This window comes from Halopiger xanaduensis SH-6 (genome assembly GCF_000217715.1).
In the GTDB taxonomy this organism is placed as follows: Archaea; Halobacteriota; Halobacteria; order Halobacteriales; family Natrialbaceae; genus Halopiger; species Halopiger xanaduensis.
This window is the reverse complement of the sequence record NC_015666.1, coordinates 1,605,923-1,627,392: the sequence shown is the minus strand read 5'-3', so window position 1 is coordinate 1,627,392 and position 21,470 is coordinate 1,605,923. Positions and strand designations below refer to the sequence as shown.

The 21,470-nt window shown below is 66.1% G+C and carries 20 protein-coding genes; 8 read left to right on the top strand and 12 right to left on the bottom strand.

The features are described 5' to 3' along the window. The first annotated feature begins 24 nt into the window (after nucleotides 1-24). The 3 genes from HALXA_RS08025 (at nucleotide 25) to HALXA_RS22930 (ending at nucleotide 1,466) form a co-directional block, all read left to right on the top strand. Entirely contained in the window at nucleotides 25-576 is a 552-nt protein-coding gene (locus HALXA_RS08025) for a nucleic acid-binding protein (RefSeq protein WP_013879827.1), read from the top strand. Next, nucleotides 569-1,075, top strand: a complete 507-nt coding sequence (locus HALXA_RS08020) for a metal-dependent hydrolase (protein WP_013879826.1) — start codon at nucleotides 569-571, stop codon at nucleotides 1,073-1,075. Before HALXA_RS08025 ends, HALXA_RS08020 begins: the two co-directional genes overlap by 8 nt. Before the next feature lie 256 nt (nucleotides 1,076-1,331). Next, complete coding sequence (locus HALXA_RS22930; RefSeq protein WP_013879825.1) at nucleotides 1,332-1,466, top strand: DUF7503 family protein; 135 nt, start codon at nucleotides 1,332-1,334, stop codon at nucleotides 1,464-1,466. 67 nt (nucleotides 1,467-1,533) lie between these two features. Here HALXA_RS22930 and HALXA_RS08015 read toward each other — a convergent pair whose 3' ends face one another. The 5 genes from HALXA_RS08015 to glpA form a co-directional block, all read right to left on the bottom strand. Continuing rightward, nucleotides 1,534-3,603, bottom strand: a complete 2,070-nt coding sequence (locus HALXA_RS08015) for a hypothetical protein (RefSeq protein ID WP_013879824.1) — start codon at nucleotides 3,601-3,603, stop codon at nucleotides 1,534-1,536. 97 nt (nucleotides 3,604-3,700) lie between these two features. Continuing rightward, on the bottom strand, nucleotides 3,701-4,882 hold the full coding sequence (locus tag HALXA_RS08010; protein WP_013879823.1) for a Cdc6/Cdc18 family protein: 1,182 nt from the start codon (nucleotides 4,880-4,882) through the stop codon (nucleotides 3,701-3,703). A 4-nt stretch (nucleotides 4,883-4,886) separates the two neighbouring features. Further along, nucleotides 4,887-6,227 carry an anaerobic glycerol-3-phosphate dehydrogenase subunit C gene (locus HALXA_RS08005; RefSeq protein ID WP_013879822.1) on the bottom strand — a complete coding sequence of 447 codons (1,341 nt, stop codon included), beginning with the start codon at nucleotides 6,225-6,227 and terminating at the stop codon, nucleotides 4,887-4,889. An 88-nt stretch (nucleotides 6,228-6,315) separates the two neighbouring features. Next, nucleotides 6,316-7,638: a glycerol-3-phosphate dehydrogenase subunit GlpB gene (glpB, locus tag HALXA_RS08000; protein ID WP_013879821.1), complete on the bottom strand. Its 1,323-nt coding sequence runs from the start codon at nucleotides 7,636-7,638 to the stop codon at nucleotides 6,316-6,318. Nucleotide 7,639: 1 nt separating this feature from the next. Next, complete coding sequence (gene glpA / locus HALXA_RS07995; RefSeq protein WP_013879820.1) at nucleotides 7,640-9,367, bottom strand: anaerobic glycerol-3-phosphate dehydrogenase subunit GlpA; 1,728 nt, start codon at nucleotides 9,365-9,367, stop codon at nucleotides 7,640-7,642. A gap of 298 nt (nucleotides 9,368-9,665) precedes the next feature. Between glpA and glpK the strand changes: the two genes are divergently transcribed. Together glpK and HALXA_RS07985 are read left to right on the top strand one after the other, a co-directional pair. Continuing rightward, nucleotides 9,666-11,207, top strand: coding sequence for a glycerol kinase GlpK (glpK, locus tag HALXA_RS07990; RefSeq protein ID WP_013879819.1), 1,542 nt, complete (start codon nucleotides 9,666-9,668; stop codon nucleotides 11,205-11,207). Then, nucleotides 11,208-12,281, top strand: a complete 1,074-nt coding sequence (locus tag HALXA_RS07985) for a hypothetical protein (protein ID WP_013879818.1) — start codon at nucleotides 11,208-11,210, stop codon at nucleotides 12,279-12,281. A 66-nt stretch (nucleotides 12,282-12,347) separates the two neighbouring features. On the opposite strand, the gene HALXA_RS07980 is transcribed toward HALXA_RS07985, so the two are convergent. From HALXA_RS07980 to HALXA_RS07960, 5 genes are read right to left on the bottom strand one after another with little or no spacing between them, the layout of a single operon-like run. Continuing rightward, complete coding sequence (locus HALXA_RS07980) at nucleotides 12,348-13,115, bottom strand: glycerophosphodiester phosphodiesterase (protein WP_013879817.1); 768 nt, start codon at nucleotides 13,113-13,115, stop codon at nucleotides 12,348-12,350. 5 nt (nucleotides 13,116-13,120) lie between these two features. Then, nucleotides 13,121-14,317 carry an ABC transporter ATP-binding protein gene (locus HALXA_RS07975; RefSeq protein ID WP_013879816.1) on the bottom strand — a complete coding sequence of 399 codons (1,197 nt, stop codon included), beginning with the start codon at nucleotides 14,315-14,317 and terminating at the stop codon, nucleotides 13,121-13,123. 2 nt (nucleotides 14,318-14,319) lie between these two features. Then, nucleotides 14,320-15,222, bottom strand: a complete 903-nt coding sequence (locus HALXA_RS07970) for a carbohydrate ABC transporter permease (protein WP_013879815.1) — start codon at nucleotides 15,220-15,222, stop codon at nucleotides 14,320-14,322. 4 nt (nucleotides 15,223-15,226) lie between these two features. After that, complete coding sequence (locus tag HALXA_RS07965) at nucleotides 15,227-16,261, bottom strand: carbohydrate ABC transporter permease (RefSeq protein WP_013879814.1); 1,035 nt, start codon at nucleotides 16,259-16,261, stop codon at nucleotides 15,227-15,229. A 2-nt stretch (nucleotides 16,262-16,263) separates the two neighbouring features. Next, nucleotides 16,264-17,469: an ABC transporter substrate-binding protein gene (locus tag HALXA_RS07960; RefSeq protein ID WP_049895431.1), complete on the bottom strand. Its 1,206-nt coding sequence runs from the start codon at nucleotides 17,467-17,469 to the stop codon at nucleotides 16,264-16,266. 366 nt (nucleotides 17,470-17,835) lie between these two features. Between HALXA_RS07960 and HALXA_RS07955 the strand changes: the two genes are divergently transcribed. Both HALXA_RS07955 and HALXA_RS07950 read left to right on the top strand, forming a co-directional pair. Then, nucleotides 17,836-18,528 carry an HAD-IIB family hydrolase gene (locus tag HALXA_RS07955; RefSeq protein ID WP_013879812.1) on the top strand — a complete coding sequence of 231 codons (693 nt, stop codon included), beginning with the start codon at nucleotides 17,836-17,838 and terminating at the stop codon, nucleotides 18,526-18,528. Between the two features lie 40 nt (nucleotides 18,529-18,568). Then, complete coding sequence (locus HALXA_RS07950) at nucleotides 18,569-19,033, top strand: pyridoxamine 5'-phosphate oxidase (RefSeq protein ID WP_013879811.1); 465 nt, start codon at nucleotides 18,569-18,571, stop codon at nucleotides 19,031-19,033. 97 nt (nucleotides 19,034-19,130) lie between these two features. Here HALXA_RS07950 and HALXA_RS07945 read toward each other — a convergent pair whose 3' ends face one another. Both HALXA_RS07945 and HALXA_RS07940 read right to left on the bottom strand, forming a co-directional pair. Beyond that, nucleotides 19,131-19,637 (bottom strand): hypothetical protein, encoded by a 507-nt coding sequence (locus HALXA_RS07945; RefSeq protein ID WP_013879810.1) that lies wholly within the window; start codon nucleotides 19,635-19,637, stop codon nucleotides 19,131-19,133. Nucleotides 19,638-19,750: 113 nt separating this feature from the next. After that, on the bottom strand, nucleotides 19,751-20,944 hold the full coding sequence (locus tag HALXA_RS07940; protein ID WP_013879809.1) for an iron-containing alcohol dehydrogenase: 1,194 nt from the start codon (nucleotides 20,942-20,944) through the stop codon (nucleotides 19,751-19,753). A 115-nt stretch (nucleotides 20,945-21,059) separates the two neighbouring features. Between HALXA_RS07940 and HALXA_RS07935 the strand changes: the two genes are divergently transcribed. After that, on the top strand, nucleotides 21,060-21,350 hold the full coding sequence (locus HALXA_RS07935) for a hypothetical protein (protein WP_013879808.1): 291 nt from the start codon (nucleotides 21,060-21,062) through the stop codon (nucleotides 21,348-21,350). Nucleotides 21,351-21,470: the final 120 nt, after the last annotated feature.

Genomic DNA, 21,470 nt, shown 5'->3' with positions numbered 1-21,470 from the left:
GCGGATTTGCGACCACGGAGACGAATGCGACGCGCAGTCAGAATTGCAGTTGCCGCCGTCTTTCTCACGGCCCTGATCGGGCTCTGTGCCCACTACGGTGCGACGTACGATGAGGGCTGGCCGCACCCGACCGGCGACCAACTGCGGGACGACTACGACGCGTACGTTGGCGAGCGCGTCCTGCTGTTCGGCGAGGTTCAATCCGTCGATGGCGAATCGAACGCTATCACGATCCACGTCACCGACTCCGCAGACGACGTCGCAGCCGAACTCGAGATCCGCGGCTTCGAGAAGCCGGTCGAACCCGGCGGCGTCGTGCAAGTCTACGGCGTGCTCGAGGCGGATCGGACGATGACACCGACCCGGACGATCGTCGTCAACGGCGGGACGAGCGCCTTCTACTACAAACTCGGCGCCTCCGTCGCAGGCGTGCTCCTCGCGATCGGCTACTTCCTCGTCCACTGGCGACCGACTATCCGAAACTTGGGGTTCGAACCGCGGATCGACACGAGCGCCCGTCCAACAACGAATGCTGACGGCCCAACCGATTCCGCAGAGGTGGATCGAAATGGCTGATCTCCTCTCGCACGTCCTCGCCGCCTACGCGATCTTCACCGTCGCGAGCTGGCGCCTCGAGTGGCTCACGAAACGGTGGGTGGCCGTCGCGATGATCGGCGCGCTCCTGCCGGATCTCAACCGCATCGGACTGTTCGTCACCGACGCGACGCTCGAAGCGGTCCTAGGTGTCCCGTTCAGCGTCGACGGGATCCACACGCTCGGCGGGGCCCTTGTTCTCGCGGGCGTCGGTTCGATGGTTTTGACGAGTCAGCACCGCCGGGCGTTCGGTACGCTACTTGGCGGAGCGCTCTCGCACCTTCTGATAGATGGAGTCAAAGCGTACGCCGACGGTGCTGCAGGCGCGTGGCTGTACCCGTTCACGTGGTATCGACCGCCGACACCGAGTCTCTATATCTCGTCGGATCCTGCCACCCTCGTTGTCACCGCTGTAGCCGCTGGACTCGTCCTTCTCTGCGATCGTTTCGGGGTCGTCAATGGACGATCATTCCTGACGTAGCGCAACCGTCTCGAGTAAACAGACCGGTACAGATTGTCGATTTACACGTCATTAGGCCGATATCGTTCGCAACCACAATTCCAGTGACAAAAGCCGCACATATTGTAATATTCTGATAGCCTGGTGAAATTATAACCGGTCAGAATGTAGTATATTCCCGAGTCACGGTATAGTAGACTGATACTGCAATTCCATCACGTTCTATATGTAATTATAAGATAACTTTATTTCCAGTGGCGATGTCCATCAGCATGCAATGTCAGACGATACCAGCATGCAAGATTACCTCGCACAGCACCCACGAATGATCGGCGTCCTGTTCACACTGTTTGTCCTCTTGAGTCAAACGGGCACAGTTGCGGCGGGAATCAGCAGTCAGGTCGGGCCGTAACAATTCGTGAAACGTACTGACGACTACTGAGTGCTATTTTCGTCGCGAAGAGGATTTCGGTTGGCGATTATGTAAATGGGTCTGGAGTGATACCGTCGTTCCAGTGGAGTTGATCGTCGATCAGAAACGGAAGTTCGGTCCACGTCAGATACTCTTGGAGCGACTGCTTATCCACGCTAGATGGTGGCGTTATGCCCGGAGTCAGGTGACGGTCCGCGACAGTAGCGAGATTCGATGTACTTGAAGTTCCGAGCTTGTACTCCTTCGTCGAATACGATCGCACCGCAAACCCGAACGTGTCGTCGTCGTGATCCTCGAGTTCGATGATCCCGGGCGACCCGCCGTCGGACTGGGCGATATCGGTCGAGCCGTCGCCGACGATCAAATACTGGTCGCCCAGCGCCGCGTTCTCCTGGACGATCTCGAGCGCCCCGCGAAGCGGGAAGCCCCGGTTGAGCAGTCGCGCCATGATTTCGCCGGCTTCGACGGCGTCCTCGTTGATGACGTCGCTGTACGTACTCACACCGCCGAACGCACCGCGACGGGTCAGCGCGAGTCCCTGTTCGTAGGAGCGACAGGCGTTCAGGAAGAAGACGCCCAGATCGACCGACTCGAGCGTTCGAACGTCGAGTTCGCCGTCGGTACAGCGGATGCCGTCTTCGGTCGCGTGGCCGATGTAGTGGAGGAAGTCGTAGCCGCCCTCGGTCAGCAGGGACGCGAGCTGGTCCGAATCGACGCCGAACTCGGAGTGGACGTCGAACGGCAGTGCTTCACGGTTTCCGTACGCGTCGCCGAGGAGGTCGTGTTCGTCGAGCATCCGCACGTCGTTACAGACGAGCAGGATTTTGATCGAGTCGTTCCGAGCGCCGCGATCGAGTTCGCTGCGATAGGCTTCGATCGTGGCTTTCGACGCGTGCTGCGGGATTCCGTCGCCGAACCACGCGTGCTCGATCGACTCACCGGTTACCGCCGGAACCACGAATTCGGACGGGTTCGGCGGTGCAGACGACCGATACGTGGACGCGGAGCGGACCAGTTGCGCGCTCGTCGCCTCCGTCTGCGGAACGTTGGTCGGCGTCCGACCGCGCGCTTCGCGAACGAGACCGAGTTCGTTGACGACGAACGGGACGACCTCGACGCTTTCCGGGTCCGACGGCAGGTGTGCCGTCAGCGGCCACCGGGGCAGGTGCGGCTCGATGAGGTCGAACGGTACCTCGAGGTAGCGTTCCAGTCGAACCGAGAGCGGTTCGTCGTACGTCGCCGCGAGATCGAACGGTAGGTCGTCTTCGATCACCGACCGCTCGAGCAGTTCGTACCGGAAGAGTCCCTCCGTTCGCGTGAGGCAATCACAGAAGAAGAATCGCCGTAAGAGATCGGCAATTTCGTCACCGAAGGACTCCACCGCGAGCGATCGCTCGAACTGCGGCGTTTCGAGTCGCGGATTCCGGCCGGATCGAACCGTCGCACCCAGGAAAAACGCCAGCGGGGCCGCCTGATACGCAGCCAGATGCTCCGGCGGAACGACGAGCGTGATGTCGTTGTTCGGCGCGTCGACGGCCGACGGGATCTCGAGGCGCTCTCCGAGTTCGATCAGCGGCGGATGGCCGCGCAGCGTCGGCCACGTTCGCTCTGGTGACGTGGTCTTCAGCGCAGACGGGAGCGCCGAGATAGCCTGCAGCATCGAGTCGAGATCCGGCGGCGTCGTGATCGTCCCCGCGGGCTGGTCGTGGAGCGACCGTGCACCGAGATCGATCGTCGCCTCGCGGTCCAGCGAGATCCGGACCGACGAGAGGCCGACGTCGATCGTCGCCGCGGGGTCGATACGAAAGTAGAGTTTGATCGGCGCGCTGAGGCCGACGAACTGCGGTCGGTCCTCGAGGTGGACCGTTTGGGCGCCGGTGACAGCCTGCTCGGTCCGGCCCGAACTGTCGTGGATCGTCACCGAGTAGCGTTGATCGAACCGAAGCCCGTCAGTCTCGATCCCGCAGGTTCGATCGACCGGGAAACAGAAGTCGGTCGTCTCGGACGCATCGATAGAGACGGGCGCCGTCGACTCGATCGACAGATACCGCTGTTCGATTGCGTCGTGAATCTCGAGGCCGACCGGCTCCGTCGTTTCGTCGAAAGTGATCGTCATAACTCCTCTCAGCGGATATGAACGTTATTCGCGCGTATCGTCAAAAGGATACCGTCGCGCCAATTTGCCGGTCTCCGGGTCGCTGTTACGATCATAGTCACGAATCACCCTCCGACAGCGTCTCGTTTGCGACGGCGCTCAGCGACCGAAACACGAGTTGGGGGAATCGTGGCTCGAGTCCGCTCGGCCGGCGGCCGCTCCCGCCGTCGGTTACCGTGAGCGGGACGCGTTCGATCACGCCGCGATCCGCGAGTTCGTACAGGAACCGCTTGACCGTCCCGGCTGTCAGCGACGACCGCTCGGCGATTTCCTCGGCGACGTCGCGGATCGGTCGATCGCGGCTGTCGATCGAGATCAGGTGTGCGAGCACGCGCTGTCGCGTCTCCGCGAGGACGAGCGCGCGGTCGACGTGCACGCCGTCTTCGGGGACGGCTTCGGTCGCTCGCTCGACGTGCTGGTCGGCGATCCGGTCGGCGTCGGCCTCGCTCGCAACCACTGCGGCGCCGAACAGCGCCGCCAGCGCGTCGTGGGCGTTGCCGTCGCCCCAGTCGGCAACCTGCCGGACGAGTTCGTGGTCGATACCGCCCGCGGCCAGCCCCGTCGAGGTGCGGTCGGTGAGCACGTCGACGAGTTCGTGGTCGCGGTAAGCAGGTACGCGGACGACTCGCCCGGACCAGTCCTCGGGTACGTGCTGGCCGACGGCGACGGTCGCCACGCTCTCGGCGACCGGCTCGAGCAGCTCCGTCGCGCGATCGTAGGCGAGGGCCTCGGGTTCGTCGTGGTGATCGATCGCGACGACCGCCCGCCGGTCGCGTCGTTCGAGCCGTTCGCGAACTCTGTCGCGTAGGTCGTCGGTACCGACGCCGCTTTCGGGAACCGGCTCGGCCGAGATCTCAGCGAGGACGGTTCGGTAGAAGGCGAAGGCGCTCTCGGTGCGGCGGGCGTCGACGTAGACGAACCGCGTGCCAAGGTCCGCAGAGCCCGCGCGGGTCGTCGTTCCGATCGGTCGATTCCCGGTGTCGACACTGTCGTTCAACGCATCGAACAGCGCCGTCACGACCGCTGACGTTCCCGCGCCGGCGGGGCCGACCACCGCGACGGAGTCGGGAATCGAACCTTCGAAAACCGGTTCGAAGACGTCCAGCAGTTCCTCGAGGACGGGGCCGCGGCCGACGGGTTCGGGTCGGTGGACGGTCGGGCTGAGGTGGTCGCGGTCGACGACGAGGCCCCGCGTCCGGTGAGCGGAGCGTCGCCGAGCGATGCGTTCGCGGAGGTCCATGCGCTTATCGCTCCGCGGCGTTCGCCGCTCCGTCCCCGACCAGCGCCGCCTCGAGGACCTCGAGCGTGTGGGTGATCTCGTAGCCGGTGCCGTGTTCCATCTGCATCGAGCAGGTCGGACACTCCGTCAGGCCCTGCTCGGCGTCGGCGGCGTCCATGTGCTCGAACATCTCCTCCCCGATTTTCATGGAGGTTTCGTAATTCTCCTCCTTCCAGCCGTAGGTGCCGGAGATGCCCGAACAGGAGTCGCCGACGTCGTGGGCCTCGATGCCGTCGACGAGCGACAGCAGTTCGACGGTCTGGCCGTCGAGTCCCTGGTTGCGGGCGTGACACGGCGCGTGGTAGGCGAAGTCGTCGAAGCCCTCGACTTCGGTGCCCTCGAGCGCGGCCTCTAAGTCCTCGTGGACGTGCAGGTACTCGACGGCGTCCCAGGTGTTCTCGGCGACGCGCTCGGTGTCCTCGAAGTCGAACAGTTCGGGGTACTCCTGGCGCAGCGACATCGAACACGAGCTGCAGGAGGCGACGATGTCGGCCCCCTCGTCGATCGCCGCGGCGAGTTCGGGGACGTTCGTCTCGGCCGCGCGGCGCGCGTCCTCGAGCATGCCGTTGGCGAACATCGGCGTGCCCGAGCAGTGCTGGTCGGGGACCATGATCTCGTAGCCGAAGTGCTCGTAGACGTGCACGAGCGCCTTCGCGACCTCGGGAGTGTTGTAGTTCGAGTAGCAGCCGTGGAAGTAGGCGACGCGCTTGTCGGGGTTCTCGACCTTCGCGCCGCCTCGCTTCGCCCACCACTCGCGGAACGTCTCGGTGGCGAACTCGGGCAGTTCCCGCTCGCTCGTGACGCCCATGACCTTCTCGGCGAGCCACTTCGTGATCGACAGTCCCGTCACGAAGTTGGCCGTCCGCGGGAACATCGAGCCCAGCGGCGCGAGGGTGCGGTAGTTCGCGAGCATGCGGTTGCGCCAGTACTCGCGGGAGAACTTGCTCATGTTCTCCTCGACGTACTCCGCTCGCGCGGTGTTGTGCATCTGCGAGAGCGGGACCTCGGAGGGGCAGGCGCCGTCGCAGCGCATGCAGTTCGAACACTTCATCACCGACTCGTCGATGTCGTGGTCCTCCTGGCGCTTGAGCCGCCACTGCTCGGGCCCCTGGAACTTCGGTCCGGGGAACTCGTCGTCGACCTCGGCGACGGGACACTCCGTGTCGCAGGTCGAGCACTTGTAGCAGTTGTCGGCGCCCGGCCGGAGGTCCATGTCCTCCGCTTCGGGGAAGACCTGAATCGGCTCGAACTCCTCCTCGTCAGCGCCCGGTACGTGGTCGTCCGTCGGTCGTTGTGCGTCGCTCATCGAATCACCTGAGTAGATCGGTCATCAGTCGTCGTGTCGTTGTTCGAGTCGCGTGCGTCGGTCGCTGCTGTAGTCCGATTGATCGGCATCACGCCTGCTCCACCTCCTCGGCCGCTTGCCGCCCCGCGACGTAGCCCGTCGCGAGGGAGACGCCGGCGCCGGATTTCTCGGCCGCGAAGTCGTAGCCGCCCAGCACGGCGCCGGCCGCCCGCAGGTTGTCGAATTCGGGCTCGTCATTGGCGTCGAGGGGCCGAAGCTCCCGATCCGGCGCGAGGCCGAACCGGGCGTAGGGCTGCTCGCCGAAGGCGTCGTCGACGAACCAGTCGTAGCGGTCGTCGGCGTGGGGGACGTAACAGTCGAAGATCGGCTCGAACACCCGCTCCCGCTCGGAGCGAACGCCCTTGCCGACCAGCCCGCCGGTTGCGAGGACGTACTGGTCCGCGCGGTGGGGGATCTCGGTGCCGTTGCGGTCGACGATGACGTGATCGATCCGGTCGCCGTCGTTGACGCTCGCACTCGAGCCTGCTCCCTCACCGCCAGTCTCGTAGTCGACCACCGGCACCCCCGACGTCACTCGGACGCCGCGGTCCTCGAGCGCGTCGTACAGCAGGTCCTCGAGTCGCAGTCCGGGGAGGCTCGGCGGTCCCATCGGGACCTCGAAAACGTCGACGCCGAGCCGTTCGGCGAGGTCGGCCCGCACCTCAGCGGCGTTCTCGTCGCCCAAAATCGCGGGGAAGCCGACGCGAGACTCGTCCTCGAGGAGGTGCTCGACGGTCGCGGCCAGCGCCTCGCGCGCGCCGGTCTCGCCGGCGCCCGTCTCGACGGTTTCGTCGTGGTCGAGCAGGTGTGCGTACCGCGTCACCTTCGCGTCGTCCCGTCGGATGCCGGGGAACGCTACCGTCGCGCCGCGGGCCTCGAAGGGGACGCCCGCAGCCTCGAGGTGTTGCGCAGCCAGCGGGGCGTCGAAGTCCGGCAGCGTCTCGAAGCCAACCAGTAGCGCGTCCCGGTCGTCGCTCGCCAGTCCGGCGGCCGTCGAGGCGGGGTAGCGCGCGGTCGGCTTGACGGTGCCGCCGTGGGTGGGGACGAGCGCGTTCGTATCGGTGTGACCGCCCGCGTACGCGTCGCCCGTGACCTCGTCAAAAACCGACAAGGCCTCGCGGACGGCGTCGATTCCGACCCGCTCGTAGGGATGCTCCTCGGGGAGGTCCTCGAGGGCGTCGAACGGCTCCGCGAGCGGTCCCTCTCCCTCGGGCGTGTACCCCAACACGTCGACCAGTCCGCTGGCGTTTCGGAGCGTGCTCTCCTTATGCGTGACCAGCCGAACCCGCGCGCCGCGGTCCGCGGCGACTAGCGCGGCCATCGAACCGGCGATGCCGCCGCCGATCACGAGCACGTCGTCTTCGATCGCCATCTCAGTTCCCTCCGTCCGCACGAGGAGTCGTTTCCCTCGGACCGCCGTCGAACGCGGCGTACTCGATCCCCTCCGCGTCCGCCTCCGGTCCCGACGCGGACGCGCCGGCGGGGTCGCGGTCCCGGTTCATCGTCGTCGCGTGCAGGGCGTAGTTGAGCATCGCCTGCGAGAGCTGCTCGCCCCACAGCGCGTGGCGCTGCCCCTTCCAGCGCTCCTGAAAGAGTTCGTCAAGCGCCTCTCGGACCGTCGCCTCGTCGTACTCGGGGTGAAGCTCGTTGGCCATGTTCTGGCAGCAGAAGCCGCCCTGGCAGTTGCCCATCGAGGCGCGGGTCCGGATGCGCACGGCGTTCAAATCCGAGCCCGATTGTTCGATCGCGTCCCGAATCTCCGCGCGCGTGACGCCCTCGCACTGGCAGATCACGGGGTTGGCGCCGTCGCCCTCGAGTACCTCCTTCGCGCGACTCCCCAGCCGCTGCTTGCTACGGCGGGCCACCGGGGACCGAAGGCCGAAGTCGTCCATACCCTCCTCGAGCACCGACAGGTCCTCGCTGCCGGGCAGCGGTTCCTCGGCCGTCGCACACCGCGCATCGACGCCCAACTTCTCGCAGACGTGGTTCGAAATCTCCTCGGCCATCGCGCGGTAGGTCGTGAACTTGCCGCCGACAATGCTCGAGATTCCCGACACCTCGTCGCGGTCGGCGTGGTCCAGCAGGAAGAAATCGCGCGTGATGTCCGTCGGATCCTGCGTGCCGGTCCCCGGCGGCTCGTACAGCGGCCGGACGCCCCAGAAGGAGCGGATCGTCCGGGCCTCCTCGAGGATGGGGACGAGTTCCGAGAGGGTGTCGATCATCTGGTCGACCTCCCACTGCTCCTCGGGGTAGTCGTCCGGGTCCTCGACCTCTTCGTCCGTGGTGCCGAGGATGGCCGTCGTCTCGTGGGGGACGATGATGTCCGCGTCGCCCTTCGGCCGGCAGCGGTTGACGACGGTGTCGACCTGCCGGACGTTCATGATGGTCATCACGCCCTTCGAAGGTCGAACCTCGATGTCTAAGTCGGCCATCGCGCCGATCTGCCCGGCCCACGCCCCGCTGGCGTTGACAACGTACTCGGCGGTGATCTCCTCGGTGGTTCCGGGCGCCTTGTGGGTTCGCTTGCCCGGGCCGGAGTCGTGGCGGACCTCGACGCCGTAGACGTCGTCGCCCTCGCGGAGGAGGTCGATCACCTCGGCGTGGGTCTCGACGCGCGCGCCGTGGCGCTCGGCATCGATCGCGTTCGCGACGCAGAGCCGGAACGGATCGACGGCACCGTCGGGAACCTCGATCGCGCGCTTGATGTCCTTCGCGAGGTACGGCTCGATCTCGCGGGCCTCGCGGGCCGAGAGTACGCGGGCCGGAATGCCGCAGTCGCGACAGCCCTCGAGTTTCTCCCGGAAGTAGTCGTCCGAGTCCTCGGGCCGCTGGACGAACAGGCCGCCGGTCTCCTCGACGCAGTGGCCGGCGATATCGCGCAGGATCTCGTTTTCTTCGATGCACTCGGTCGCGCTCGCCTGATCCGAGACGGCGTACCGGCCGCCGCTGTGGAGGAGTCCGTGCATTCGGCCGGTCGTGCCGTCCGTCAGATTGCCTCGCTCGACGAGGGTGACCTCGAGGCCGCGCATCGCCAGATCCCGGGCGATGCCGCAGCCGGTCGACCCGCCGCCGATTACGAGGACCTCGGTGTCCCGTGCCATTCCCTTCACATAGGTCTACTATTCCGCCGCACCATTATTTTATCGCTGATGCCGAATCGGCCATAACGAGAATCGAGGCGAATCTCGAGCGCATCCCTACCCGTGATGGGTAGTTCGAGATATGATCGATTATCGGACGGTATACGGCCAGTATCAATCGTTTCTTCGAATTTGTATTATTCACGATAATTATTCAGTTCCACATATTACAGTAACATTTATAATGATTGTCGGATGTGTTTACCGATAGCACGCGACCGTCGGTAAAGATGTCGCGTGGAATCTGGGGTAAGCTCTCATGACAGCGAACACGTACGTCGGCGCGATCGACCAGGGGACGACCGGGACGCGGTTCATCATCTTCGACCACCGCGGGCAGGTCGTCGCCAACGCATACGAAAAGCACGAACAGATATACCCGGAACCGGGCTGGGTCGAGCACGACCCGATGGAGATCTGGGAGAACACCAAGGCGGTCACGACGCAGGCGCTGAGTCAGGCCGGAATCAGCCCCGACCAGCTCGAGGCCATCGGCGTCACCAACCAGCGCGAGACGACGGTGCTGTGGGACGCAGACAGCGGCCAGCCGGTCCACAACGCCATCGTCTGGCAGGACCGGCGCACCACCGAGCGCGTCGAGCAACTCGAGGAGGACGGGATGACCGAGACGATCCGGTCGAAGACCGGCCTCGAGCCCGACGCCTACTTCGCGGCGACGAAGGCCGAGTGGCTCCTCGAGGAGGGCGATCCAATCAAGATGGAGCGAGCGCGGCCGGAAGACGTCCAGGACCGCGCGGAGTCCGGCGACGTGCTCTTCGGCACGATCGACAGCTGGCTGATCTACAACCTCACGGGGAACCACATCACCGAGGTCACCAACGCCTCGCGGACGATGCTGTACAACATCCACGACCTCGAGTGGGACGACGACCTCCTCGAGGAGTTCGGCATCCCCCGCGAGATGCTCCCCGAAGTCCGCCCCTCCAGCGACGAGGACACCTACGGGACGACCGATCCGGACGGCTTCCTCGAGGCCGAGGTGCCGGTCGCCGGCGCGCTCGGCGACCAGCAGGCGGCGCTGTTCGGCCAGACCTGTTTCGACGCCGGCGACGCGAAGAACACCTACGGCACTGGGTCGTTCTTCCTCATGAACACCGGCGACGAGGCCGTCGAGAGCGACCATGGCCTGCTGACCACGATCGGCTTCCAGCGCTCCGGCGAGCCGGTCCAGTACGCCCTCGAGGGCTCGATCTTCGTCACCGGCGCGGCTATCGAGTGGCTCGAGGACGTCGACCTGATCGACGATCCCGCCCAAACCGCGGAGCTGGCCCGCAGCGTCGACTCGACGGACGGCGTCTACGTCGTCCCCGCCTTCACCGGGCTGGGCGCCCCTCACTGGGATCAGCGCGCCCGCGGCACCATCGTCGGGATGACCCGCGGCACGCGGAAGGAACACCTCGTCCGCGCGACGCTCGAGTCGATCGCCTACCAGACCCGCGACGTCGCCGAAGCGATGGTGGCCGACTCCGGCATCGAGATGACGAGCCTGAAGGTCGACGGCGGCGCGGTCAAGAACAACTTCCTCTGTCAGCTCCAGTCGGACATCATCGGCTCGGAGATCGTCCGGCCGATCGTCGACGAGACGACGGCGCTCGGCTCGGCGTACGCGGCCGGGCTCGCCGTCGGCTACTGGAACGACCTCGAGGAACTGCGCGACAACTGGCGCGTCGACCGGGAGTTCAAGCCCGAGATGGAGCGCGACCTCGCCGATCGGCGGTACGATCGGTGGGACGACGCGGTCGACCGAGCGCGCGACTGGGCGCGGGACGGTGATGAATAGATGTACGGAACGCTGCTGCAGGTGCCGGTCATCGGCATGGAGTTCGAAGCCTTCGTCGTCCTGCTGATCGCCGCCCTCGCCGGCGGCGCCTTCGGCGCGGCGCTGGGCGCGCTTCCCTCGTTCGTCTTCACCGGCTTCGTCGTCTTCCTCGGGGAAGGCCTGGCCGTCCTCGAGGGCGAAATCGGCGCCGCCGAGGCGATCGGCGCCGGCGACATCGCGACTGGCATCACCGGCACGATCGGCTTCGGCGCGGTGACCGGCCCCCATATCGCCTTCGCCGGCGGCGTGGCCGCGACCGCCTACGCCGGGAAGAAGTACCCCGAAATGGAGCCCGACGGCTGGGACTACCACTTCGGGAAGGACATCCTGTACGCGTTCGGGACCAAGCCGGACATCCTTGCAGTCGGCGCGATCTTCGGCGTCATCGGGATGCTCTTTACCCGCGTGATGGACGGCGTCGGCTTCCCCACGGACAACATCGCGCTGTCGGTCGTCGCCACGGCCTTCCTAGCCCGAATCGTGTTCGACTATCCGCTCGTCGGCAAGGTCGGCGGCTCGAGCGTCCTCGACATGTCGCCGTTCGAGCGCGAGGAGAAGCGCGTGGCGGCCGACGGTGGCGTGGAGACCGACCGGCTGGCGACCGAGCCGTGGCTCCCCCACCAGTACGAGTGGTCCGGCGTCGCCACCATCGGCGTCGTCGGCGGCCTCCTCGGCGGGTTCATCTGGCTCGAGACCGGGAGCATCTTCCTGGGCTACGCGATCTCGGCGATGAGCCTGCTGTTCCTCAACCTCGGCGTCGAGAAGATTCCCGTCACCCACCACATCACGCTGCTGGGCTCGACGGGCGCGGTGATCGCGGCGTCGGTCGTCGGCAGCGATCCGGTCATCCTGCTCGTCGCCGGCGCGTTCGGCGCGATCAGCGCCCTCATCGGCGAACTCTCCCAGCGGGTGTTCTACTCCCACTCCGGGACCCACGTCGACCCGCCGGCGATGGCCATCGCGGCGTTCATGTTCGTCCTCGGGGTGCTGTACCTGGTGGGCGTGCTTCCGAACGCGGGCTACCTCGGACTCTAACCCGAGCCGTCGGTTTTACTTTTCTTGTGACCTCGAAACCGGGCCGCTGCTCTCACGAACCGCACGTCAGAGGCCCGGCAACGACACGTCCGAAAAGACGCCGTCGACACCGGTAAGCGCCAGCCGCGCCGTCTCGAGGCCCGAATCGACCGTCCACGCGTTCACCGCGAACCCTCGATCGTGCGCGCGGTCGACGATTTCCGTCTCGCGACACAATCCGGCCGACGGGTGAACGGCGGCACATTCGAGATCCGCAGCCCGTTCGAGCCCCCGGTCGGGGTCGTCGCCGAAGATGTACGCGAGCGCCACGCCGTCGGTCAGCGACTGCACCTGCCACAGCGCGGTCGGGTCGAACGACGAGACGAGCGCCCTGCCGTCGAACTCCTCGAGGAGCCCTAGCAGGTCCGGCGCGAGCCCGCGCTCTTTCAGCTCGATGTTCAGCCGCACGTCGGGCGGAACCGCCTCGAGCACGTCCGCGAGCTGAGGGACGCGAGCGTCCGACGAGCCGATCGACACGGTCTGCAGCCGCTCCCAGTCGAGCCGTCCGACCCTGTCGGTCACCGCGCCGTCGGTGAGTCGCTCGAGCGTCTCGTCGTGGACGCAGACGAGTTCGCCGGAGCCGCAGCGGCGGACGTCTACCTCGATGCCGTCGGCCCGCGGGATGGCGTAGCGGACGGCCTCGAGGGTGTTCTCGGGGCGTTCGGCGGCGAAGCCGCGGTGGGCGATGACGTCGACCGAGCGGACACGGACGCCGGTAGCGAACAGCAGCGAGGCGCTGCCGACGACGCCGCCGGCCAACAGCCGCCGGCGCGACAGGTGCGATCGGAGCCGCATCGACGTCACGGTTCAGGCGTGGCCGCGCGGCGCTCGCGGTCGGCGTCGGAGTGGTAGATCGCCTCGCCGGTCTCGGGATCGAACAGGTGGAGCCGATCGGCGTCGAGCGTGAGCGTGACGCCGTCGCCCGCGGCGCGACCGGTCCGTGGTGCGGTCTGGACTTTGAACTCGTCCTCGCCGGCCCGGCAGTAACACAGCAACGTGTCCCCGAGCGGTTCGGTCACCTGCACCGTCGCCTCGATCGGTCCGGTCGTCCGCTCGGGGTCGCCGCGTCCCGTCTGCCGTCGGTCCGGAGCATCGGCACCGCCGCCTGCCGCCGCGTCGCGATCCGCGAGCGAGGCGTCCTCCGGCCGGAAGCCGAGGACGGCCCTGTCGCCGTCCAACCCCTCGAGTTCCGGCGCGTCCGGCACCTCGATCGTAAACGCCTCGTGGCGGACGATCGGGCCGGACGGTCCGTCCTCGACGGTCACCTCGAGCATGTTCATCGCGGGGTCGCCGATGAACTCGGCGACGAACCGGTTCGACGGGTAGTCGTAGAGCCGCTGGGGCGTATCGACCTGCTGGATTCGCCCGTCGTTCATGACGACGACCCGATCCCCGAGCGTCATCGCCTCGGTCTGGTCGTGGGTGACGTAGACGGTCGTCGTCCCCAGCTCCTCGTGGAGCCGCGACAGTTCGGTCCGCATCTGGACGCGCAGTTTCGCGTCGAGGTTGCTGAGCGGTTCGTCCATCAGGAAGACGGCTGGATCGCGGACGATGGCGCGGCCGAGCGCGACCCGCTGTTGTTCGCCGCCGGACAGCGCCGACGGCGTTCGGTCCAGCAGGTCCGCGATGTCGAGCGTCTCGGCCGCCTCCGCAACCCGCTGGTCGATCTCCTCGCTCGAGAAGTCGGTCGCCGATTGCATCCCGAAGGTCATGTTCCGCTCGGCGGTCATGTGCGGGTACAGCGCGTAGTTCTGGAACACCATCGCGATGTCCCGCTCGTGAGGTTCCTGTGCGGTCACGTCCTCGTCGCCGATCCGGATCCGTCCATCGGTCGGCGACTCGAGGCCGGCGATACACCGCAGCGTCGTCGACTTACCGCAGCCGGAGGGACCGACGACGACGAGGAACTCCCCGTCGCGCACCTCGAGGTCGATCCCGTCGACGGCGGTGACGTCGTCGAAGCGTTTCGTCAGGTCCGCGAGTTCGATCGATGCCATAGTTATTGCACCCCGAAGGTCTCGAGCAGCGGTTTTCGGAAGACGATCAGGACGAGCAACGGCGGTAACAGCGTGACGATCGAGCCGGCCATCAGCAGCGGCCAGGCGATCTCGCCGGACTCGACGACCCCCTGCAGGAGGCGGATGCCGACCTGCGCGACCTGCATCGACTGGTCGTCGACGATCAGCAGCGGCCAGAGGTACTGGTTCCACGAGTAGATGAACATGATCACGGAAACGCCGGCGATCATGCCCTTCGACATCGGAATCAGCACGAACGCCAGGAATCGAAGCGGGCCGACGCCGTCGAGCTTCGCCGACTCGACGAGCGAGGCCGGAATCGACAGGAAGTGCTGTCGCAGCAGGAAGACGGTCGTCGCGCTCGCGAGGTAGGGAATCGTCAGCGCCGCGAAGGAGTTCGCCCAGCCGAGATCGGCCGCCAGTTGGAACAGCGGGACGATCCGGACCGGCACCGGCAGCATCAGCGTCAGTAGGACGACCGCGAAGACCGCGTTCTTGAACGGGAACCGGTAGTAGACGATCGCCAGCGCCGCCAGCAGGGAGACGGCCAACTTGCCGATCACGACGATAACGGACATGATCAGCGAGTTCAGCATGTACTGGCCCATGTCGTAGCGGAACAGCACGTCGCGGTAATTCTGCGCCGCCGTCTCGAGCGACAGCTCCGAAAAGCTGGTGAACGTCGCCCGCGTGCCGAAGCTGATCAGGGCCGCGATCACCAGCGGCAGCGCCATCAGCGAGACCGCGAGTAGCAGGCCGGCGTGGGCTCGCAGCGTCGCGCCGTCGAGGGCGGGCAGCCCGCGCTCGAGGGCGACGGGGAGCCGTCTCGACTCGCTCGCCGACTGTGCGGCCGCGTTCGTATTGGTATTCGAGTGTCGCGACATGGTGTTAGGCTCCGTAGTGCACGCGTTCGTCCGAGAAGCGAAGCTGTGCGTACATCAGGACGCTCACGACGGCGAACAGGACGACCGACTGGGCCGACGCGAGGCCGTGGTTGTTGAACTCGAAGGCGTTGCGGTAGAGGTCGAAGATCATGACGTTGGTCGCGCCACCGGGGCCGCCCTGGGTCATCAGGTCGATGAAGGCGAACGTTCCGAAGAACGCGTAGATCGTGTTCATCACGACCAGAAAGAGGAGAGTCGGCGAGATCAGCGGGACGTAGATCCGGACCAGACGGGTCCAGCGCCCGATCCCGTCGAGTTCGGCGGCCTCCCGGAGCGTCTCGGGCACGTTGTTCAGCGCCGCGACGGTGAAGATGACGTTGTAGCCGAGTTGCTTCCAGATCGCCGCGACCGCGACCACGACGAACGCCTGTCGGCCGTCGCTGAACCAGTCGACCTCGAGTCCTGTGTACCCCTCGAGAACCGCCGTCAGCGTCCCGATCGAAGGGTGGATCAGGAACAGGAAGACGATGCCGGCGACCGCGGGCGGCAGCGCGTAGGGCCAGATCGCGGCGATCAGGTAGCCCGACTGGCCCCAGTCGACCTCGTACAGCAGGAACGAGACGACCAGCGAGAGCGTCATCACGCCGACGACGACCGCCGCCGCGAATGCGACCGTAATCGCGACGCTCCGGTGGTACGACGACGAAGACAGCAGCGTCTCGTAGTTGCCGAGCCCGACCCACGTCCGCTGGCCGCCGAAAAACAGCGTCTGGTGGAAGCTCAGCTCCAGCGCCTCGAGCGCCGGGTAGTAGAGGAACACCGCCGAGACGAGCAGCGTCGGGGCCAGCAGGAAGTACGCGACGGAGATGCCCCGCAGTTCGCCCAGCAGCGAGCGGTCGTCCTCGCGGGCGTTCGCGACGGCGCCGCGGACGCCGTGCTCGCGCAGGTACGCGATCGTACCCCGCACGCCTCGATCGCGCAGGAACCGGCCGACGCCGAGGGAGCCGCCGTAGATTTCTCTCGTGTCTCGCGTCCCCATCGTTACGAGCCGCGGGCCTCGACGTAGCGCTCCATCTCGGCCTCGATTCCCTCCTTCATGTCCGCGAGCCCGTCTTCGAGGTCGGTCCGTTCCTCGAAGATCTCGACGGAGCCCTCCTGCAACTGGACGGCCACCTGCCGCGCGGGGCCGACGAGCATGCGCTTGGTGGCGGTCGTCTGCTCGCTGGCCAGCAGCTGATCGAAGGCCGTCCCGTGGTGGGGGCTCTCCTCGAACCAGCCGTCCTCCTCGAGTTGGTCGACGGCATCGCCGCGGACCGGGTAGTAGCCGGTCTCCTTGTGCCAGGTGATCTGGTTCTCGGGTCGGCTCATGAACTCGAGGAACTGGCCGACCTCCTCGGCGCGCTGGTCCGACATGTCTTCGGGCACCCACAGCGACGCGCCACCGATGACGACGCCCTCGCGGCCGTCGATGGCGGGGTAGAAGCCGGTGCCGAGTTCGAAGCCCTGCTCCTCGCTCTGGGAGATCGCGCCGGCGACGGAGGCCGTCGAGGTGAGCAGCATGCCGACGTTCTGGCCGTAGAAGAGGTCCGTCGCCTCGCCCCAGGCCTCCATCCCGGGGTTCGTGTAGAGGTCCTCCTGGGCCATGTCGCGCCACCACGACCAGAGCTGCTCGCCGACGTCGGTCTCGGTGTGGACGGTGGTCGGATCGTCCGCCCAGCCGTTCTCGTTGTCGACGAGCGTCTGGCCGGCTAGCCCGTACCAGTGTTCGATGAACCAGACGTGGTTCGGCCAGGTGATGCCGTACTCCGCCGCGCCGGAGTCGACGATCGACCGAGAATACTCCGTGACTTCGTCGAGCGTCTCGGGCGGCGATTCGGGATCGAGGCCGGCTTCCTCGAAGACGTCCTTGTTGTAGTAGAGGATCGCGTTCGAGTTGTTAAAGGGCAGCGAGTAGAGTTCGCCATCGACGGTAAAGAAGTCCGTCACGGGATCGAGGAAGTCGTCGACCGGGTAGTCGTCGGGGAGGATGCCCTCGACCGACTGGAACGCGTCGGTATCGAGGATCTGCTTGGCGTGGAGGCTGTCGATCTGGACGACCTCCGGCATCGTCCCGGCCTCGATGCCTGCGAACGACTGGTTCAGGGTGTCCTCGTAGCTCCCCTGGTAGACCATCTCGACGTCGATGCCGGTCGCCTCCTGGAACTGATCGCCCAGTTCCTCCATCGTCTCGCCGTTCCCGCCGCCCATCGCGTGCCAGACGGTGATCGCGTCCTCGTCCGGCTCGGACTCGAGTTCGGCGTCCGTCTCCGGTTCTGCTCCGCCGGACAGCGCGTCGAGGCAGCCGGCCATCGCGACGCTTCCGGTGAGTGCCACAGCACCGTTGCGCAGCACCGATCTGCGTGAGTTTCGGGTCACGAGTGTTCGGTTCGACAGCGCGATAATGAACATTGCTAGGAACTAACCATATCTCCGCCGAGCGGAACGTATCGCTGTGAGCGACACGCAGCCGTACTGTGACGATCATAGACACACCCCGTAGAATGCGGTCCGCGATGCGGTCGACCGCCGCTCCCGCGAGTAACCGTTTAGGCGACAGGTCCCCGACGTGGGGGTATGACCGCCGATCCGCCGCTGGTGCTCGACATCGACGGAACGCTGACCCGCCCCGAGGGCTGGGGCATCGACCCGCGCGTCTTCGATCCGATCCGCGAGTGGGACGCGCCGGTCGTGATCGCCACGGGGAAGGCGTTCCCCTATCCCGTCGCACTCTGTCACTTCGCCGGCGTTCCGGAACTCGTCGTCGCCGAGAACGGCGGCGTCGTCTACACCGGCGACGACGTCTTCTTCACCGCCGACCGCGAGGCCGCCCAGGCCGTCGCCGAGGAGTACCGCGCCGCCGGCTACGACCTCGGCTGGGGCCGAGAGGACACCGTCAACCGCTGGCGGGAAACCGAGATCGCGGTCAACTTGGAGCAGCCCGTCGAGCCGCTGCGCGAAATTGCGGCCGACTACGGCCTCGAGGTGATCGACACCGGCTACGCCTACCACGTCAAGGACGCCGACCCCAACAAGGGCGAGGGCCTCGAGGTGATCGCCGAGCACGTCGGCTTCGACCTCGCCGAGGCGGTCGCCGTCGGCGACTCGATCAACGACGTCTCGACGTTCGAGGTCGCCGGCCGGAGCTTCGCCGTCAAAAACGCCGACGAGGCGGCCAAGCGGGCGGCCGACGAGGTGCTCGAGGACGTCCACGCCGACGGGACGCTGTCGGTGCTCGAGCGAGTTCGAGGCACTCGCGAGGACACGTGACATGTCTCGTATATAAGTAGTTAGAGGCCATCGTGCTCGCATGGAAATCATCGAGAACACGCTCGAGACGGACCTCGAGAGCGTCCTCGAGCGACCGCTGTTCTGTTATCTCGCGCAAGCGATCGACGCCGGGCCGCGACTCTCGCCACTGTGGTTCCTGTGGGAGGACGAGTCGCTCTGGATCATCGCCCGGACGGATCGCTCGTACCTCGAGCGAGCGGATCGACGGCCGGAGACGGCAGTTGCGATCGTCGACTTCGACCGCCGTACCGGCCGTGTCGAGCACATCGGGATGCGCGGGACGTCCTCGGTTGAGCCGTACGATCCGGATCGAGCCCAGCGGCTGCTGACGAAGTATCTTGGCGACGAGCGATCCGAGTGGCCGGACGGCTTCGTGGACCTGAGTCCCGACGACTACCGGCTCATCCGTTTTGTCCCAAAGACGGTCGTCGCGCGCGACCAGTCGTATCCGGCGCCGTCCGCGGTCCGGGAGAATGGCCAGTGACGGCTCGTCGCGAACTCGGTCGCCGGTCCCGCTCAGTACGCCGCTTCGAACACGCTAACGAGGAAGCGGGTTCGCGAAACCGACGGTTCGCAGCGGATCAACACACCGATTCGACGTACACAAGCAGATACGTCGCGTCCTCGTATTCGACGTACGTCGGCTCGCCGTACTCGAGTTTCTCGGTAACGTTATCCGAGGCCGCCAGCTCCTCGCTATCGATCCCCGCGAGTCGATTATCGGGATCTGTTCGTTCCGAGGGGGCAATTTCGTCTTCCATTCCCGGCTCGTACGCCTCGCTCGCCGCAGTGAGCGCATCGGAGAGGTACTTTGAATCGGTGAGTCCGTCCTTCTCGGCGTCGAGTACCGGTTTCTCCGCCGGCACGTCGGGCGCGACGTAGACCTCGAGATGACCGATTCGCGGGCAGTCATATGTCGGCACCTCGGTTTCGTTTTCCTCGTCCGGATCACGGCCGGGGTTCGTGTCCTGCTCTCCCGCGTCCTCCGGTTCGTCTTCCCCGCCGGACGGACCCCTCCCAGTTAGACAGCCCCCGAATCCGGAAATCGAAAACCCCGCGGTGAGACCGAGAAACCCTCGTCGTTCCATACGATATTGTTATTATAGATTTGATGAGTATCTTCTAGAAGGTCAAATACCGATTGTACCGACCGCCGAGTCCTGACCGATCCCAGGCGGTCGTCTGGGCGGTTGCAGCGCGTTCAGTACCCCGCCTCGAACACGTCGGCGATATCCTCCTTCTCCATCCGGCGCGGATTCCGGTCGATATTGTGCTGGGAGTGCTCGAGCGCGATGTCGGCGAACGAATCGAACTCCGACTCGTCGACGTCGCCGACCTCGCGAATCTGGTTCGGAATCCCGATATCGTCGTTCAGCGCTTTCACGGCGTCAACGGCGCGGTGAGCGCGCTCGAGCGTCGACTCGTCCTCGCGTTCGGGAACGCCGAGCAGGCCCGCGATTTCGGTGAACCGATCGGGTTCGGCGGGGACGTTGTATTCCATCACGTGTGGCAGCAGGACGGCGTTTGCCAGCCCGTGGCCGAGCCCGCACTCGGTTCCGAGCGGGTAGGTGAGGGCGTGGACGGCGCCGAGCCCGGAGTTGACGAACGCCTGGCCGGCCAGCGTGGCGGCGAGGCTCATCGCGTAACGGGCCTCGTCGTTGTGCTCGCCCTGGTGGACCGCCTCGCGGAGGTTGTCGCCGATCAGTTCGATCGCATGGAGAGCGAGCGCGTCGGTGTAGGGCGTCCGCAGCGTCGAGACGTAGCTCTCGACGGCGTGGGTGAGCGCGTCCATTCCGGTCGCGGCCGCAACCTGCGGCGGGAGCGAGCGGGTCAGTTCGGGATCGACCAGCGCCAGATCAGCGAAGAGGTGTTCGGAGTAGACGACCTTCTTGTTCCCGCCGTCTTCCTTATCCGCGAAGACGCCGATGTGGGTCACCTCGCTGCCGGTGCCGGCGGTCGTCGGCAGCAGAACCGTCGGCCGGCCGGGACCTGGGACGTTCCCCATGCCGAGCATCTCGCGGACCGGCTCGTCGTATTCGACCAGTACCGACGCAAGCTTCGCGGTGTCCATACTCGAGCCGCCGCCGACGCCGATCACGACGTCCGCGTCGACCGCCGCGACTTCCTCGGCTGCCGCTTCAGCGAGTGCGAGTTTCGGTTCCGGCGTGACGCCGCCGTAGGTCGCCACCTCGACCCCCGCCGCCTCGAGCGCGTCGACGACCGGGTCGGCCGCCCCGGCCTCGAGCACGCCCTCGTCGGTCACGAGCAGCGCCGAATCGATGCCCTCCTCGCCGGCGTAGGCCTCGAGTTCGGCCGCTGCGCCCATCCCGTAGCGGATATCGTTCGGACTGCCGACGCCGTTGACGTCGCGGATAGAACCGATGCCGTCGAACATGACGGGATACATACCGATCACCGCCAAAAGTGTTCCCATCCCACAGGGACCGCAACCGGGGTCGGCCCCGCGACAGAACCCTTTTGCTCCGGCAGTCGAACGATTACGTATACGTATGCTCCTCGAGTCACCGATCGCCGTCCTCGGACTCCTCGCGACGGTCGGCGTGTTCGGGTACGTCTACCGCGACGCGACGAACGTCGAGATGGGGCGCCCGCTGCTGTGGGCGACGATCGCAGCGGCCCCGGTGCTGGTCGGACTCGGACTGTACCTGTTCGCGTCGGTGCCGACGACCGGGACGATCATGACGGCCAACACCGGCGCGGTGATATACACGTTCGAACGGGAGGTCATGCTCGAGGACGACGATCCGCCCGAGCCGGGCGAGTTGCCCCACCAGAAGTGACCGAGTTTTCAGTACGGCTGGACGGTTCCGTCCGCCGACCTCTCGCGGAACGAACTGGTGTGCGTCGATCGGAGACGGATCCGTCCGGTCGGCTACAGGCGAGATAGTACGTGACGCCGA

Bases quoted from the DNA above. Each gene is read 5' to 3' on its own strand.
- HALXA_RS08025 (WP_013879827.1), top strand. From the start codon at position 25: ATGCGACGCGCAGTCAGAATTGCAGTTGCCGCCGTCTTTCTCACGGCC.
- HALXA_RS08020 (WP_013879826.1), top strand. From the start codon at position 569: ATGGCTGATCTCCTCTCGCACGTCCTCGCCGCCTACGCGATCTTCACC.
- HALXA_RS22930 (WP_013879825.1), top strand. From the start codon at position 1,332: ATGTCAGACGATACCAGCATGCAAGATTACCTCGCACAGCACCCACGA.
- HALXA_RS08015 (WP_013879824.1), bottom strand. From the start codon at position 3,603: ATGACGATCACTTTCGACGAAACGACGGAGCCGGTCGGCCTCGAGATT.
- HALXA_RS08010 (WP_013879823.1), bottom strand. From the start codon at position 4,882: ATGGACCTCCGCGAACGCATCGCTCGGCGACGCTCCGCTCACCGGACG.
- HALXA_RS08005 (WP_013879822.1), bottom strand. From the start codon at position 6,227: ATGAGCGACGCACAACGACCGACGGACGACCACGTACCGGGCGCTGAC.
- glpB (WP_013879821.1), bottom strand. From the start codon at position 7,638: ATGGCGATCGAAGACGACGTGCTCGTGATCGGCGGCGGCATCGCCGGT.
- glpA (WP_013879820.1), bottom strand. From the start codon at position 9,367: ATGGCACGGGACACCGAGGTCCTCGTAATCGGCGGCGGGTCGACCGGC.
- glpK (WP_013879819.1), top strand. From the start codon at position 9,666: ATGACAGCGAACACGTACGTCGGCGCGATCGACCAGGGGACGACCGGG.
- HALXA_RS07985 (WP_013879818.1), top strand. From the start codon at position 11,208: ATGTACGGAACGCTGCTGCAGGTGCCGGTCATCGGCATGGAGTTCGAA.
- HALXA_RS07980 (WP_013879817.1), bottom strand. From the start codon at position 13,115: ATGCGGCTCCGATCGCACCTGTCGCGCCGGCGGCTGTTGGCCGGCGGC.
- HALXA_RS07975 (WP_013879816.1), bottom strand. From the start codon at position 14,317: ATGGCATCGATCGAACTCGCGGACCTGACGAAACGCTTCGACGACGTC.
- HALXA_RS07970 (WP_013879815.1), bottom strand. From the start codon at position 15,222: ATGTCGCGACACTCGAATACCAATACGAACGCGGCCGCACAGTCGGCG.
- HALXA_RS07965 (WP_013879814.1), bottom strand. From the start codon at position 16,261: ATGGGGACGCGAGACACGAGAGAAATCTACGGCGGCTCCCTCGGCGTC.
- HALXA_RS07960 (WP_049895431.1), bottom strand. From the start codon at position 17,469: ATGGGCGGCGGGAACGGCGAGACGATGGAGGAACTGGGCGATCAGTTC.
- HALXA_RS07955 (WP_013879812.1), top strand. From the start codon at position 17,836: ATGACCGCCGATCCGCCGCTGGTGCTCGACATCGACGGAACGCTGACC.
- HALXA_RS07950 (WP_013879811.1), top strand. From the start codon at position 18,569: ATGGAAATCATCGAGAACACGCTCGAGACGGACCTCGAGAGCGTCCTC.
- HALXA_RS07945 (WP_013879810.1), bottom strand. From the start codon at position 19,637: ATGGAACGACGAGGGTTTCTCGGTCTCACCGCGGGGTTTTCGATTTCC.
- HALXA_RS07940 (WP_013879809.1), bottom strand. From the start codon at position 20,944: ATGTTCGACGGCATCGGTTCTATCCGCGACGTCAACGGCGTCGGCAGT.
- HALXA_RS07935 (WP_013879808.1), top strand. From the start codon at position 21,060: ATGCTCCTCGAGTCACCGATCGCCGTCCTCGGACTCCTCGCGACGGTC.